The following is a 14,517-nucleotide window of genomic DNA, read 5'->3' as shown; positions in this document are numbered from 1 at the left end:
GGTCGAGCTCGCCGAGCCCCGCGGGCGGCACCCTAATCACCCGGGAACGTGCCACGCAGCTCGGCGCACTCCGGGCCTCCCAGCCGGCGTTTCGGCAATTTCTCCGAGTTTGCGTAGCGACGGATGCAGCGGGCACCGGGCGTCAGAGCGGCCCGATCAGCTTGCCGGCGTCAGTAGACGTACGGCTGGGCGGGCTGGTCCGTGGGCGTGATCTCGCTCGGAACAAGGGCGATGGTCTCATCGCTGCGGATGCTCGGGTTGGTGTTGAAACCGCTCTCGATGGCAACCCAGCTGTCGGTCGGGAATTCGTCCTGCCAGCCGGGGTAGTAGACGGGGATGCCGACCGGCTGCGCGTCGACCGCGCAGCAGGACACGACGAAGCGGGCCACGAAGAACACGTTCTCGGGGTCGCTCGTGTCGGGCGTGACGAACCCGGTCACGGTCGCGGTCTTGTCGGCGAAGAAGTCCTCGCCGGCGCCTTGGCGCAGCAGCGAGGACCAGTCCCGCACGGTGAAGGTCGAGTAGTCGCCGCCGACGAGGTCGCTCGCCTCTTTCTGCGTGATGAGCGAGGTCGAGCCGTTCAGGTCGCGCTTGGCGACCGTGGCCGTGGTCAGGGTCGCCGGCGGCAACACCAGGAGGCCCACGGTGGCCGCGACGATGATCAGGATGCTGCCGGCCGGCCAGAGCCACGCCCAGCGTCCTCCGTCGTCCTCAGGCAGCTCGTGCTCGTGCTCGTCTTCGGCTGCGGGCAGGAGAGCGAATGCGGCCACGACCAGCGCGGCGGCGATCACGGCCATCACCATGGTGAACACGAAGTACCGGGGGTGGATGTAGAGCCCGAGCTGCCCGCTGACCCCCAGGTAGACCGTGGCCACAATGCCCACGATGCTGAGAAGCGCGCCCGCCAGCGCCGCAGGAGCCGTCTAAACGACATAGTTGATCGCCAATCCGAGAACCGCGGAGCAGAGAGCCACAATCAGGGTGAGCTGCATCAGGGTCTTGGCCGTGAAGGTCGTGCGCAGCAGGGCCAGCATCTTGATGTCGATCATCGGGCCGAAGACCAGGAAGGCCACGATGGCACCGGGCATGAACGTCGCACCGAACGAGAGGACGAAGAAGGCGTCGACGTTGGAGCAGATCGAAACCACGAAGGCCAGGGCCATCAGCGCCAGCACGGACCAGACCGGGTGGCTGCCGAGCGTCACGAGCACCTCGCGAGAGACGGCGGTCTGGATCAGCCCGGCCAGTCCGGCGCCGATAAAGAGCGCCGGCAACATCGCGCTGGTCTCCTTCGTGAACAGGCCGGCGCTGCGCTTGATCTTCCCGTCGGCCGCGTCATGGTGGTCGCCGAGTGCACAGGCATCCTGAAACCGGGGAGCGAGCAGGGACTCGGGTTTCGGGTGCCGGCTGTAGATGTAGCCGATCAGGTTGGCGATCAGGAATCCGCCGGCGATGCGCCAGACCAGGATGCCACTGTCCCAACCGAAGGCCTGCTGGGTGGTGATGATGGTCACCGGGTTGAGGATCGGGGCCGCGAAGAGGAACGTCATCGATTCGCCGACCGTCAGCCCCTTGGCGATCAGGCCGCGCGCCAGAGGCACATTGCCGCACTCGCAAACCGGCAGCAGCATGCCCAGCAGCGAGAGTACGACCCGCCGGGCGACCGGGTTCTTCGGCAGGCGCCGCAGCAGGAACCCCTCCGGCAGCCAGGTCTGCACCACGATCGACAGCACGATGCCGAGGAAGACGAACGGCAGCGACTCGATCACCACGCTGATCGACAGGGTGACGAAGTCGCGGAAGGTGTCCGCCAGGGTGTCGGCAGGGGCCGACGGCGCAAACACGCGCAGCAGGATCACCAGCCCGATGATGACGAGGCCGACGGAGAGGCCGCGGCCGGGCCTCCGGCGCGCGGTGAAGGGCCGCGCGTCGATGGTCTGACTCATGGGTATATCTTGTCCTGTTTCGACTCGGTTGCGCTCGGGACAGGAAGCCATCGGCAGGAGGTTGGCGGGGGTATCCCTCGGTTAGCCGCACCAATCAGGGAGAAAACCGGACACGCTACGGCTGCTGGTGCCGCGGTCGAGGTCTACCAGGGTGGTCGTCATGCCCGAGAACGCGGGCAGGGTCGGGTAGTCGTCGCCGAGGCCGGCCGCCGGGATCGTCTCCACCGCGAGGTACTGGCCGTTCGGCGAGACGCAGAAGTCCCGCACGCGCGACGCGTCCGACGCGGGAGTGAACGCGACGCTCGAGTCGGCGGCGTCGGTGACGGCGATCAGGTAAGTCAGCTGGTTGCTGTCGCCGGTCTCCTGCAGAAACAGGCGGGCGTAGCGCCCCTGCTCGGTGAGGAGTACGAGCTTGCCGGGGTAGGCGCTCGCTTCGAGCAGGCTGGGCGCGAGGTGGAGTGTGGTCACGGCACCGTCGGCGAGGTCGATCGTCGAGCCTTGGTCGGGGTCGGCGACGACGAGCGCGCGGGTGCCGGGAACGAATCCGCGCATCTCGTCGTGCTCGCCCAACGGGGTCAGCACGGCGTCGCCGAGCATGTCGATCAGGAACAGAGTCTGCCCGGCGTTCTGCACGACGAGAGAGGTGCTGTCCGGCACGAAGCGCAGGTCCATCACCGTCATCGGCAGGCCGTCCACCCCGGTGACCTCGGCCGGGAGGCCCGAGGACTCGGTCAGGTCGTAGACGAAGGGGGTGCGGTCGTAGCGGCGCCCCGCCGTCTCCGGGGCGCTGGTGAAGGTGTACGCGATCAGGGTTTTCGACGGGGAGGCCGCCAGGTTCTCGATCACGCCCGCGCCCGGCACGGGCACCTGCACGTTGTCCCCGCCCCCGAACGAGACCACCTCGAGGGTGGCCGTGTCGTCTTCGGCGAGCGTGACGGCGGCGAGGTGGTTCTCCAGGGCGACATACTGCTGGATGCGCGGGGCGCTGAACACGATGTCTCCGTCGCCCCGGCCCTGCAGGGTCGTTCGGCGCACGGTGTCGGGCCGCTTCGCGCCGGCGTCATCCACCCGGCTGTCGCGCTGCAGCGCATAGATGTCGACGTCCGGGGTCGTGAACTCGTATTCCAGGGTGGCGGTGGCGTCCTGGGTGATGCTCGCGACATCCGTCACCGTCACCGTATAGACGGTGTTGTAGCGCAGGATGCCGGCGAACTCCACCGTCAGGGCGCGGTCGGCGACACGGGCGGAGACCTCTGTAGCCGGGGATACCGCCACTTGGCCGGCTTGGACCTCGGCCAGCGGCTGGTTCGCGGTGAGCAGCAGGCGCGCGTTGCCACGCGTGACGGCGGCGTCGAGGTTGATCTCGGCGGAGGCCAGGCGGGGACCCTGGCTGAAGTTGGCCATCGCGAGGCCCGCCACCAGCAGGACGAGAACCGCGACCGTGACCGAGAAGAGCTGTCGGAAACGCCGGCCCGCCAGCCGCGCGGAGCGCGATCGATTCGCGGACGCGGGTGCGGCCGAGAGCGCGCTCCGTTCTTGGTTCATCCTGCCAATAGTATCGGCCGATTTTCCGGGCGCGCCGGAGACCGGGGGATCAGGGCCGCGCAACCGGAGAAATCGGCGCAACGCCTTCGGGGGCATAGGATCGGGGGGAGTATTCAGGCGTATGCAGTCCTAGCCCTGGTCCGCAGCGTCGTCAATCGCATTCCTCGCCGCGTTGGCGCACATCACGTCGATCCCCCGATCGAGATCGTGATCATTTGACCGCTTCGATCAGACCTCCCACTGTCTCAGGACCTACCAAGCAAGGCATCAGTTATGACTTCTACGCGATTCCCCCTGTCGCGCGCGGAAACGCGCGCCCGGCTCCTGTCCATGCGCGGTGTACTCTTCGACCTCGACGGGGTGCTCACGCCCACCGCCGATGTTCACATGGCCGCCTGGTCGCGCCTGTTCACCCGCTTTCTCGAGGACCAGGGAGTGAGCCCCGCCTACAGCGAGGCCGACTACTTCCAGTACATCGATGGCAAGCCCCGCTATGACGGCGTGCGGTCGCTGCTCGCCTCCCGGGGCATCCAGCTGCCCGACGGCGACCCGACGGACGCCCCGGAGCGCAACACCGTCTGCGGCCTCGGCAACCGCAAGAACGAGGCCTTCAACGAGACCCTCGCCGAAAGCGGCGTCACGCCCTACCCGGGATCGATCGAGTTCCTCGACTACGTCGTGGCCGCCGGCCTCGCCGTGGCCGTCGTCACCAGCTCGCGCAACGGGGAGAAGACCCTCGCGGCAGCCGGCATTCGCGGACGCTTCGAAATCGTCGTCGACGGCCTGCTCTCGGCCGAGCGTGGCCTGGCCGGCAAGCCGGCCCCCGACACCTATGAGCTCGGCGCGGCACTGCTCGGCCTCGATGCGGCCCAGTGCGTCGTCGTCGAAGACGCGCACTCGGGCATCCAGGCCGGCCGCGCCGGCAACTTCGGCCTCGTGCTCGGAGTGGACCGCGGCGTGGGCACGCAGACCCTGCTCGACGCCGGGGCCGACGTCGTCGTTACCGACCTGCACGAGCTGCTCCCCAACGTCGAAACGGAGGCCGGAGAATGAACCGGATCACCGACACGAACGACCCGCTCGACCGCAACCGATTTCCGATCGACGAGTGGGCCCTGGTCGAGAAGGACTTCTCGGGTGACGACATGGGACGCACCGAGACGCTGTTCGCCATCGGCAACGGGTACCTCGGCCTGCGCGGCAACGTGGACGAGGGCCGGGACGGCCACGCCCACGGCACGTTCATCAACGGGTTCCACGAGACCTGGCAGATCCGGCACGCGGAAGAGGCCTTCGGCTTCGCACGCGTCGGGCAGACGATCGTCAACGCGCCGGATGCCAAGATCATTCGCATTTACGTCGACGACGAGCCGCTCGTCCTGACCCTCGCGGATCTGCTCAGCTATGAGCGCCGCCTCGACTTCGCCGGCGGCATCCTCTCCCGATCCCTCGAATGGCGCACGCCCTCGGGCAAGCGCGTGCTGATCCAGTCGCGACGCCTGGTGTCGTTCACGGAACGCCACCTCGCAATCCTCGAGTACGAGGTCACCATGCTGGACGCCGACGCGTCGGTCGTGATCTCCAGCCAGATCCTCAACCGCCAGGACGGCATCGGCGAGTACGACGCCCCGAAGCCCACCAACGGCAAGGACTTCGACCCGCGTAGGGCCGAGTCGTTCACCGACCGGGTGCTGCGCCCCCGCTTCAAACGGGCATCCGAGGGCCGCTACATCCTCGGCTTCCGCTGCACGAACTCGGGCATGACCATCGCCTGCGCCGCCGACCACCAGCTTGAGACGCTCAATGAGTACGACGAGGCCTCGCACATCGGCGACGACCTCGCCAAGCACGTCTACCGCATCAAGGCCAAGCAGGGCCAGTCCATCCGACTGACCAAGACCCTCAGCTACCACACCTCCACCGGCGTGCCCACGCACGAGCTCGCCGACCGGTGCGACCGCACGCTCGACCGCGCCGTCGCAGCCGGAACCGAGCAGTACGTCGCCGAGCAGCGCGACTGGCTCACCGCTTTCTGGGCGCGCACGGATGTCGAACTCGCCGGCCAGCCTGCCCTCCAGCAGGCCACCCGCTGGAACTTCTTCCAGCTCGCGCAGGCGTCCATGCGAGCCGACGGCCAGGGCGTGTCCGCGAAGGGCGTGTCCGGATCCGGCTACGGCGGTCACTATTTCTGGGACACGGAAGTGTACGTGCTCCCCTTCCTGACCTACACGTCACCGAACGCCGCGCGCAACGCGCTGCGGTTCCGGCACGCGATGCTCGAGCACGCCAGGATGCGCGCCACCGAACTGAACCAGCTGGGCGCGCTGTTCCCGTGGCGCACGATCAACGGCCTGGAGTCGTCCGCGTACTACGCCGCCGGCACCGCGCAGTATCACATCGACGCTGACATCTCCTATGCGCTGACCCAGTACGTGTCGGCCACCGGCGATGAGGACTTCCTCTCCCGCGAGGCCATCGACATCCTGGTGGAGACGGCGCGCATGTGGGCCGACCTCGGCTTCTGGCGCGGCAACGGCAACGACGTCTTCCACATTCACGGCGTTACCGGGCCCGACGAGTACACGACCGTCGTCAACGACAACCTCTACACGAACATCATGGCCCGCTCGAACCTGCGGGACGCGGTCACCAGTGTGCGCAGACTGCGCGAGGTCGACATCGCCTCCTACGACTTCATGGTCGCCCGCCTCGGACTCGGTGAGGCCGAGATCATCGAGTGGTCGTTCGCCGCGGAAGCAATGCACATCCCCTTTGACAAGACCCTGGGCATCCACCCGCAGGACGCGCAGTTCCTGGAGAAGGAACGTTGGGACCTCTCGCAGACGCCGCCCGCCAACCGCCCGCTGCTGCTGCACTACCACCCCCTCGTGATCTACCGCTTCCAGGTGCTCAAGCAGGCGGATGTCGTGCTCGCCCTCCTGCTGCAGGGTGACCAGTTCACGCCGGAGCAGAAACGTGCCGACTTCGACTACTACGACCCGATCACCACGGGTGACTCGACGCTGTCCGACGTCGTGCAGTCGATCATCGCGGCCGAGGTCGGCTACCACGAGCTGGCGCTCAAATACTTCACCTCGGGCCTGTTCGTCGACCTCGCCGATCTGCACCACAACGCGGCGGACGGCGTTCACGTGGCATCCGCCGGCGGTGTCTGGAGCGCGCTCGTCTACGGCTTCGGCGGCATGCGCGACCACGGCGGCAAGATCACCCTCGACCCGCGACTGCCTGAGACCTGGGAGGCGCTGACCTTCCGCGTCACGCTCCGGGGAACCCGGCTGCGCGTGGACGTGCGGCAGAGCGAGGTCAACCTCACGATCGAGGAGGGCGTCGACGTTATGCTGTCCGTGCGCGGTGTTTCCGTCATCGTGCGGATGGGCCTGCCCATCACGGTCGCGCTGACCCACCAGGGCCCGCGCGACCCGGGAGCACCCTCTCGGACCTTGGTCGAGGGCGGGCGACGGGCCGACGGCACCGTCATCACGTCCTCGATCCCGACGATCGCGCACACCACCGAGTTCCTGGAGCCGAACGACTAGTTCGCTTCCGCGGGGAGGGCCACGGCACATCGTCGGGGGCCCTCCCTCGTTTCTAGCCCTGGCCCCGGCCCCTCGTCCGTCGCTCTGGCAATAACCAATTCGACGGAGATTTCGCGATAGTGACCGCATTTCACATGAAGTAGGTCGATTTTCGTCAAAATCTCCGTCGAATTCGTTCGCGGCGTCGGCAGGCCAGTGCCCGGGGAGCCGGGAACCGGGACTGCTACCGAGTTACAGCGCCGCCTGGATGGCCGCCGCGTAGGCCTGGTAGCCGGCGGGGGTCGGGTGGAAGGCATCCGGACCAGCGAAGTAGACCCACGAGTCGACGTCTCCGATGCCGTGGCCCGCGAAAGCCGCGGACACGTCGACGTATTCGATGCTGGAGTTCGGTCGGATTGCCTGGGCCTGGGCTACGACGCCCTGGATGGTCTGGTTTAGCAGCATGGTTGCCCCGTTGAGCTGGGCGATCAGCGGGTTAGCCGAGGGGGCAAAGAGCAGCGGGTAACCGGTGACGACCACGTGGGCATTCGGGGCGGCCGCCGCGACGCGCGCGTAGGTGTCGGCCAGACGGGCTGTAAGCTCGCCGGAATAGATCAGGGCGCCGGCGGTGGAGATGGCGTTCCCGCACGCGACCGGATCCGCGGACGCGCACGCCGCCGCCACGCCGGCCACATTCAGATCGTTGCCGCCCACGGTAAGTGTCACCAGGGTGGTCCCCCGGTTCAGGGACGACAGCTGCGTGGTGGTCACAGTCCCGGTGGTGGCCAGGCTGCAACTGACGTTGCGCAGCAGGTTCGTGCCCTTCACCGCGTCCAGAAGGGCGGGGTAGCCGTTCGGGCTCTGCAGGCAGCTGTCCACGTAGTCACCGCCGCCTTGCCCGGCCGCGTAGGAGTCGCCCAAGGCGACGTACTTGTTGGCCGGGGCCGTGGGTGCGGCGGATGCCGGTAGAGCACCAGCGGCAAGCACGCCCGAGGCGGCGAGGATGGCGGCGAGGACGCTGGACAGGAGTCGGATTCGGGGTTTCATGGCCCGACTTTACTCGGATCTGCGCTCTAGGTGCAGGGTTGATTTCGGCACGACCTCAGCGACTCCGGCAAAGCGGCCTGGCGCTCAGCCAGCTCGGCTTTCTGGGCCGCCCGTGCTCACGGTGCCGACCTCACCAATTCGACGGAGATTTTGCCGGGATCACCCCGATCGGTGCGAAAAACCGGGTTCCGGAGCAAAATCTCCGTCGAATTGGTTCGCGCGCTCAGGGGATTGAATCGCGCGTCAGGCGGCAAGAACGTCAGGCGGTAAGGGGCACGTAGCGGTAATACTCGATGCCCTGGTCGTAGAAGTCGGGGCCGTTCGCGGTGCCGAGGTGGTCGACGACGAACTGGTCCTCGGCCGGGGCCGGCACGAGGTCACCGGGGCGCCCCTCGTGCAGCGCGATGTACTGCGCCTCGGTCAGGTCGACCGGGCCGTGCAGGGCGGTCTCGAAGTTGATGCGTGCGGCGGCGGCCTGCCAACCCTCGGCGACCCGCATCGGGAGAGCCTCGGCGGCGTCGCCGCTGCCGTAGCCGAGCGCCAGCCACTCCTGGCCGGCGAGCTCGAGGCCCTCCGTCAGTGCGTGCTGCAGACCGGATGCGAGCCACGCCGGCAGGGCGGCCGTGTAGAGGTTGCCCAGGTCGCGCATGGCGTCCGAGCCGAGGCCGAGCTTCTCGCTGACCAGGGTGTTCCAGACTTCGGTGCTGCGCAGGTGCTGGCGCAGGCGGCGGGACAGCGGGAAGACGTCACCGATGATCTCGCCGATGTCGGCCCCGTTTCCGTGGAACGGCGAGGGTGCGCACATCTCGGCGAGCAGGAGGTCGGCGTCGATCCCGGCATCCGCGCAGTGCGCGCGCAGCTGGTCGCGGCCCGATTCCTCGTCGGCCGCGAGCGTGAACAGGTAGGCCATCACCCAGCCGGTCGCCGGCATCTGGTGGTACGGGCGGTGCATGAACACCCGGTCGACCTCGTTGAAGTAATCGAGGGAATTGCCGGGGCGCTTTCCCAGCATGGCCGTCATCGCGTGGTGGGTCGCGTCGATGTAGCAGCTGGTCGAGTACCGGCCGTTGAACACGGGCAGGTCCTGCATCTGCCCGTCGTCGCGGGGCGGCTGCCCGCGGAAGCGCGCGAACGGCTTGCGGAAGTCGGCCACCCGGTAGTCGGAGTCGCTGCCGGACCCGGCCAGATTTACTTCCAGCAGTCGGGCCTCGCTTTCCAGGAGCACAGCGACGGCGCCTGCACCTTGGGTGGGCTCGCCGCTGCCGCCGCGAGCGTATTCGGCGATGTCGGCGGAGACGACGATGGCCTGGCGGCCCACGCCATCCGTCGCCAGGTAGCGCAGGGCGGCCTTGATGCCGTAGACGCCGGCGAGGCAGGCCTGCTTGAACTCGGGCACCTCGCAGTCGCGCGCGAGCAGCGGCATGCCATGGGCGGTGAGGGCATCGTTGACCATGCCCTTGACGATGACCGCACCGGCCGAGTTGTCGCTGCTGGATTCGGTGCCGAGGGCCAGGAGGCCGACCTGACCGGGGTCGATGTCGTAGTCGCGGATCAAACGCCACACCGCGTTCGCCGCGAGCGTGTAGACACTTTGGCCTGGGCCGCGCATGCGGAAGCTGCGTCCAACGACGTTCCGGACCTTCCCCCACGGCTGGTCGTTCCAGTCGCACCAGGCTTCGAGCTGCACCCGGTAGGGCGGCACGAACAGGGAGAATCCACTAATTCCAGGCGTCAACAGTTCCCTCTTCAGGTTTGGCGTGGTTGTTCACCCACACCGGGTCTCAAACGCACCACTCCATTATCAACGGATCGGTTGGTGAAAGTGGTGACCAGGATCAGATCGTCAGGCGGAACCGACCCGATCACGGCGGTGCGGCCCCCCGGGAAGCGACTAAAATCGAGTGAACCCGATCGGAGCACCACTGTGGACCAACCCATCGATGGTGGCGCCACCGCCGTGGCCCGCGCGCACAGCAACATCGCCCTCGTCAAATACTGGGGCAAGCGCGACGCCGCCCTGAACACGCCCGCGGTCGGCTCCATCTCGGTCACGCTCGACGCGCTCTACACCGACACCCGCGTCACCTTCACGCCCGGTCTGGTCGCCGATGAACTGTGGCTGGCCGGATGCCGCATCCAGGCCACGCGCATCAGTCACGTTCTCGACCTGGTGCGTGGGCATGCCGCCAGCATGGGCCTGTCCGCCGCCCGACTGAACGCCATCGTGACGTCGACGAACAACTTTCCGACCGGGGCCGGCCTCGCCTCGTCGGCATCCGGCTTCGCCGCCCTCGCGGTTGCCGCGTCCGGCGCCGCCGGCCTCACCCTGGCCGACCGGGAACTGTCGATCCTGGCCCGGCGCGGCTCGGGCTCGGCCGCCCGCTCGATCTTCGGCGGCTTCGCCGAGATGCACGCCGGCACCGCCGCCGACGGATCGGACGCCTACGCGGAAGAGCTGCTCGACCGGGCGGGCTGGCCGTTGGCGGTCGTCGTGGCGATCACCGAGCACGGCGAGAAATCGATAAATTCCACTATCGGCATGAACGAGAGCAAGGCCTCCTCGCCGTTCTACCAGGCCTGGCTTGACTCGGCCGACGACGACCTCAACGAGATGCGCTCCGCCATCCGTGACCGCGATTTCGCCCGGCTCGGGCAGCTCTCCGAGTACAACTGCCTCAAACTGCACGCCCTGATGCTCACGACCCGACCCGCACTGATCTATTGGAACGCCGCGACCGTCGCCGCGATGCACGCCGTGGCGGGTCTTCGCGCCCAGGGCGTGCCGGCCTATTTCACCATCGACGCAGGGCCGCAAGTCAAGGTGCTCTGCCTGCCCGGCGACGCCGCCGCGGTTCAGCGGGCGATGGTGCTCGTGCCCGGGGTGCTCGAGGCGCGCATCAGCGCGCTCGGCCCGGCCGCCTGCCGGCTGGAATGACCATGGCGACGACTCTGCCGACGCCTCCGCCGAAGCCGACGATCCGGGCGTCCGCGCCCGGCAAGCTCTTCCTGCTGGGCGAGTACGCCGTGCTTGAGGGCGCGCCGGCCCTGCTCACCTCCGTCGACCGACGCGTAGAGGTGACGGTCGACGAGTCACCCACGGGCTCCTGGCAGGTCAGCGCGTCCAATTTGGGCATCCGGAACCTGGTGTTGGGCACGGATGGCGCCCTCCCGGCCGGGCTCACCGACCAGCAGCGCGACCACCTCCGCGTCTTCGACCAGGTGCGCGTCGCCGTGCAGGCCGCTGCGCTGCAGGCGCGGGTGCTGCCGCAGAGTCAGGCCCCGCTCGCCATCACCATCGACAGCAGCGCGCTGTCCCGGGGCGGCCACAAGCTCGGCCTCGGTTCCAGCGCCGCCACCGCCGCCGGCCTGACCGACGCCCTGGCCCGCACCCTGGGCCTGACGCTCGACCGGGACGAGCTGTTCCGCCTGGCCCACGCCGCCCACCGCAGCGCGCAGAACGGCGCCGGCAGCGGCGGAGACGTGGCTGCGAGCGTGCACGGCGGGTTGATCCGCTATGCCCCGGGTGCCGCAGTGGTGCCTCTGCGCTGGCCGGAGGAGCTCTGCATCTCGGCCGTCGTCACCGGCGAGGGTGCGCTGACCACCCGCCTGGTGGGCCGCGTGGCCGACTACGCTGCCGAGAACCCCGCCCGGCACCGGGCCGACCTCGACCGGCTGAAACACCTCGCCGAACAGGCCGAGGCGGCGCTGGCCATCCCGGCCGATTTTCTGAGCCTCGCCTCCGACTACTTCGCGGCGCTCACCCAACTCGACGCGCATGCCCAGGCCGGCATCGTGAGCGAGCGACACCGTGAACTACACGCCCTCGCCCGGCGCAAGGGCGGCATCTTCAAGACCAGCGGGGCCGGCGGCGGAGACGTCGGTCTGGCCTTTAGCTACGCTGGAGAACCCACCGAGCGACTCGCCAGGGCACTCGCCCGGGCCGGGGCCTCCATCGTCCCGCTCGGCTTCTTCGCCGCCGGCCTACAGGGAGGCACCGCGTCATGAGCCGGTCCCGCATCCCCCGCTTCTACCAGTTGTCGGTCAGTGAACGCATCGCGCTCCTCCGGCAACGTGGTGTCCTGTCGACGGATGCCGCCGCGCACCTCGCAGACGGAACGTCCGCCCTCGACGTGGAGGCCGCCGACCGGTTGATCGAGAACGTGATCGGCGTCTTCTCAATGCCGATGGGACTCGGCCTGAACTTTCAGATCAACGGCCGGGACCACCTGGTGCCGATGGTGGTCGAAGAGCCCTCGATCGTCGCCGCGGTCAGCTCCGCGGCCCGGCTGGTGCGCCAGGCCGGCGGGTTCACGAGCGTCGCCGACGAGCCGCTGCTGATCGGCCAGATCCAGGTCGTCGACCTTATCGACCCCGAGCGCGCCCAGGCTGACCTGCTCGCGCGCGGCGACGAGCTCGTGGCGTTGGCCGACAGCGGGCATCCGAAAATGGTGGCGCGCGGCGGCGGCGCCCGCGGCATCGAGGTCTTCCTGCGCGGTGCGACGGCGCAGAACGGCGAACTGCTCGTAGTGCACCTGCTGGTCGACACCCGCGATGCGATGGGCGCCAATCTCGTCAACTCGATGTGCGAACGGCTCGCCCCACTGGTCGAGGAGATCAGCGGCGGCCGCGTGTTCCTGCGCATCCTCTCCAACCTCACCGACCGGGCCCTGGTGCGCGCCCGTGCTGTGATCCCGCACGCGCTGCTCGAGACCGCCGACTTCCCCGGCGAACGCGTGCGCGACGGTATCGTGCTCGCAAACGAGTTCGCGGCCATGGATCCCTACCGGGCCACCACGCACAACAAGGGCATCATGAACGGCATCGACGCCGTCGCCCTCGCCACCGGCAACGACTGGCGGGCGATCGAGGCGGCGGCCCACGCCTACGCCGGCCGCGGCGACGGCTACGGCCCGCTCACCACCTGGAGCGTGAACGACGCCGGCGATCTCGTCGGCGAACTGACCATCCCGTTGAAGGTCGGCACGGTCGGCGGCCAGGTGGAGTCGAACCCGGCCGTACGGCTCGCCCACACGATCCTCGGGGTGTCTTCAGCGCCCGAGCTGGCCGAGGTGATGGCCGCCGTGGGGCTGGCCCAAAATCTGGCCGCCCTCAAGGCCCTGTCGACCAATGGCATCCAGCACGGCCACATGCGCCTGCACGCGCGGGCCGTGGCGGCTGCCGCCGACGCCAGTGGAGCCCGGTTCGAGGAGGTCGTCGAGAGGCTCATTGCCGACGGCGAGATCAAGGTGTGGAAGGCGCGCCAGATCATGCAGGCCCTCGAAGAGAGCAGTGACGGCGACCGGGTTATTGAGCCGGCCGCGCCGGATGCCGGGTACGGCACCGCCGCCGTCGTCGCCTTGCCCGCGGCTCACCCCGCACCCACTGCCACCCTTACGCCCAGCGCTTCCGCCACGTGCGCTGCTGCCCTCACCCCCGGCGCCCCCGGCTCGGATGCCCACCTCGGCTACGGTAAAATCATCCTGATGGGCGAGCATTCCGTCGTCTACGGCTACCACGCGATCGCCGCGCCGATCGGTCTGTCGGTGCGCGCGCAGGTCACCCGCCAGGCGTCGCTCCGCGAACCGGTCATCGCCGACCGGGACGTCGACGGCTCAGTGCGCGAACCGATCCGAGCAGACCTCTCGCACCGGGTGGCGGCGCTGATCGTCACCCGGCTCGGCGTGTCCGACGCCGGCCTTCGGGTCGATGTGTTCTCTCACCTGCCGCGCGCCAGCGGCCTGGGTGCCTCCGCCGCGTTCGCGGTGGCATTGATCCGCGCCGTCGCCGACAGCTTCCAGCTCACGATCAGCGACGCCGAGGTCTCGAGCCTAGCCTTCGAGTGCGAACAGATCGTGCATGGCACCCCGTCGGGCATCGACAACACCGTCGCCACCTTCGGCCGGTCGGTTCTTTTCCAGAGATCGGATGCCCCGGGCGGCCACACGATCCGCGACATCTTCACTCCCCACCCGATCCCCATCGTCATCGGGCTGTCCGGGGTGGAGTCGCTGACGAAGCAGACCGTGGGCCTCGTGCGCGGCGCCTGGCAGCGCAACCCCGCGCGTTACGACGCGATCTTCAGCCAGATCGACGGGCTGGTGTTGGCCGGGGTAGACGCGCTCCGCCGTGGCGACATCGCCGAGCTCGGCGAACTGATGAACATCAATCAGGGACTGCTCAACGCGCTACAGGTGTCGAGCCCGGAGATCGAGTCACTCGTGGCAATCGCCCGCCGCGCCGGCGCCCTCGGAGCGAAGCTGACCGGTGGCGGGGGCGGCGGCGCCATGATCGCTATCGCCGAACCTGGCGGCACCGAACCGATCATCACCGCGATGCGCAGCGCCGGCTACACGACTTACCTCACCGAGATTCGCTGAGCACCCGAAATTCGAACCTGTATTTGAGGTATTCGGAGCTGGGCATCTTGCCATTCCCGACAGCGA

General features: G+C 68.5%; 10 protein-coding genes. 5 read left to right on the top strand and 5 right to left on the bottom strand.

The annotated features are described in order from the left end of the window. Positions 1 to 170: 170 nt before the first annotated feature. From E3N86_RS16400 to E3N86_RS16390, 3 genes are all read right to left on the bottom strand, one after another. Positions 171 to 884 carry a TIGR03943 family protein gene (locus tag E3N86_RS16400; RefSeq protein WP_241980916.1) on the bottom strand — a complete coding sequence of 238 codons (714 nt, stop codon included), beginning with the start codon at positions 882 to 884 and terminating at the stop codon, positions 171 to 173. 39 nt (positions 885 to 923) lie between these two features. After that, a complete protein-coding gene (locus E3N86_RS16395; protein ID WP_134375241.1) occupies positions 924 to 1,946 on the bottom strand; it encodes a permease in 1,023 nt (340 codons plus the stop codon). Between the two features lie 81 nt (positions 1,947 to 2,027). Further along, positions 2,028 to 3,491, bottom strand: coding sequence for a hypothetical protein (locus tag E3N86_RS16390; protein WP_134512304.1), 1,464 nt, complete (start codon positions 3,489 to 3,491; stop codon positions 2,028 to 2,030). A 273-nt stretch (positions 3,492 to 3,764) separates the two neighbouring features. Between E3N86_RS16390 and E3N86_RS16385 the strand changes: the two genes are divergently transcribed. Together E3N86_RS16385 and E3N86_RS16380 are read left to right on the top strand one after the other, a co-directional pair. Beyond that, positions 3,765 to 4,544 carry an HAD-IA family hydrolase gene (locus E3N86_RS16385; RefSeq protein ID WP_166785114.1) on the top strand — a complete coding sequence of 260 codons (780 nt, stop codon included), beginning with the start codon at positions 3,765 to 3,767 and terminating at the stop codon, positions 4,542 to 4,544. Further along, the gene (locus E3N86_RS16380; protein WP_104100610.1) at positions 4,541 to 7,048 is read left to right on the top strand and encodes a glycoside hydrolase family 65 protein; all 2,508 of its coding nucleotides are present in this window, start codon (positions 4,541 to 4,543) and stop codon (positions 7,046 to 7,048) included. Before E3N86_RS16385 ends, E3N86_RS16380 begins: the two co-directional genes overlap by 4 nt. Positions 7,049 to 7,279: 231 nt before the next feature. Here the strand turns inward: E3N86_RS16380 and E3N86_RS16375 are convergent, their stop codons facing one another. Next, entirely contained in the window at positions 7,280 to 8,074 is a 795-nt protein-coding gene (locus E3N86_RS16375) for an SGNH/GDSL hydrolase family protein (RefSeq protein ID WP_134375245.1), read from the bottom strand. Positions 8,075 to 8,333: 259 nt separating this feature from the next. Further along, on the bottom strand, positions 8,334 to 9,809 hold the full coding sequence (locus tag E3N86_RS16370) for a hydroxymethylglutaryl-CoA synthase family protein (protein ID WP_104100612.1): 1,476 nt from the start codon (positions 9,807 to 9,809) through the stop codon (positions 8,334 to 8,336). Between the two features lie 189 nt (positions 9,810 to 9,998). Here E3N86_RS16370 and mvaD point away from each other — a divergent pair, with 189 nt between their 5' ends. From mvaD to E3N86_RS16355, 3 genes are read left to right on the top strand one after another with little or no spacing between them, the layout of a single operon-like run. After that, on the top strand, positions 9,999 to 11,009 hold the full coding sequence (gene mvaD, locus E3N86_RS16365) for a diphosphomevalonate decarboxylase (RefSeq protein ID WP_241986192.1): 1,011 nt from the start codon (positions 9,999 to 10,001) through the stop codon (positions 11,007 to 11,009). Between the two features lie 2 nt (positions 11,010 to 11,011). Then, the gene (locus E3N86_RS16360) at positions 11,012 to 12,079 is read left to right on the top strand and encodes a mevalonate kinase (RefSeq protein ID WP_134512303.1); all 1,068 of its coding nucleotides are present in this window, start codon (positions 11,012 to 11,014) and stop codon (positions 12,077 to 12,079) included. Continuing rightward, a complete protein-coding gene (locus E3N86_RS16355) occupies positions 12,076 to 14,451 on the top strand; it encodes a hydroxymethylglutaryl-CoA reductase, degradative (protein ID WP_134512302.1) in 2,376 nt (791 codons plus the stop codon). Before E3N86_RS16360 ends, E3N86_RS16355 begins: the two co-directional genes overlap by 4 nt. Positions 14,452 to 14,517 lie beyond the last annotated feature (66 nt).

It is taken from the genome of Cryobacterium sp. Hz7, assembly GCF_004402815.1.
Taxonomy (GTDB): domain Bacteria; phylum Actinomycetota; class Actinomycetes; order Actinomycetales; family Microbacteriaceae; genus Cryobacterium; species Cryobacterium sandaracinum.
The sequence above is the reverse complement of the archived record's forward strand: the minus strand, read 5'-3'. Positions and strand labels throughout refer to the sequence as shown.

What these genes read in the sequence shown, in the direction of transcription:
- E3N86_RS16395 (WP_134375241.1), bottom strand. Translation starts at nt 1,946, where the DNA reads ATGAGTCAGACCATCGACGCGCGGCCCTTCACCGCGCGCCGGAGGCCC.
- E3N86_RS16390 (WP_134512304.1), bottom strand. Translation starts at nt 3,491, where the DNA reads ATGAACCAAGAACGGAGCGCGCTCTCGGCCGCACCCGCGTCCGCGAAT.
- E3N86_RS16385 (WP_166785114.1), top strand. Translation starts at nt 3,765, where the DNA reads ATGACTTCTACGCGATTCCCCCTGTCGCGCGCGGAAACGCGCGCCCGG.
- E3N86_RS16380 (WP_104100610.1), top strand. Translation starts at nt 4,541, where the DNA reads ATGAACCGGATCACCGACACGAACGACCCGCTCGACCGCAACCGATTT.
- E3N86_RS16375 (WP_134375245.1), bottom strand. Translation starts at nt 8,074, where the DNA reads ATGAAACCCCGAATCCGACTCCTGTCCAGCGTCCTCGCCGCCATCCTC.
- E3N86_RS16360 (WP_134512303.1), top strand. Translation starts at nt 11,012, where the DNA reads ATGGCGACGACTCTGCCGACGCCTCCGCCGAAGCCGACGATCCGGGCG.
- E3N86_RS16355 (WP_134512302.1), top strand. Translation starts at nt 12,076, where the DNA reads ATGAGCCGGTCCCGCATCCCCCGCTTCTACCAGTTGTCGGTCAGTGAA.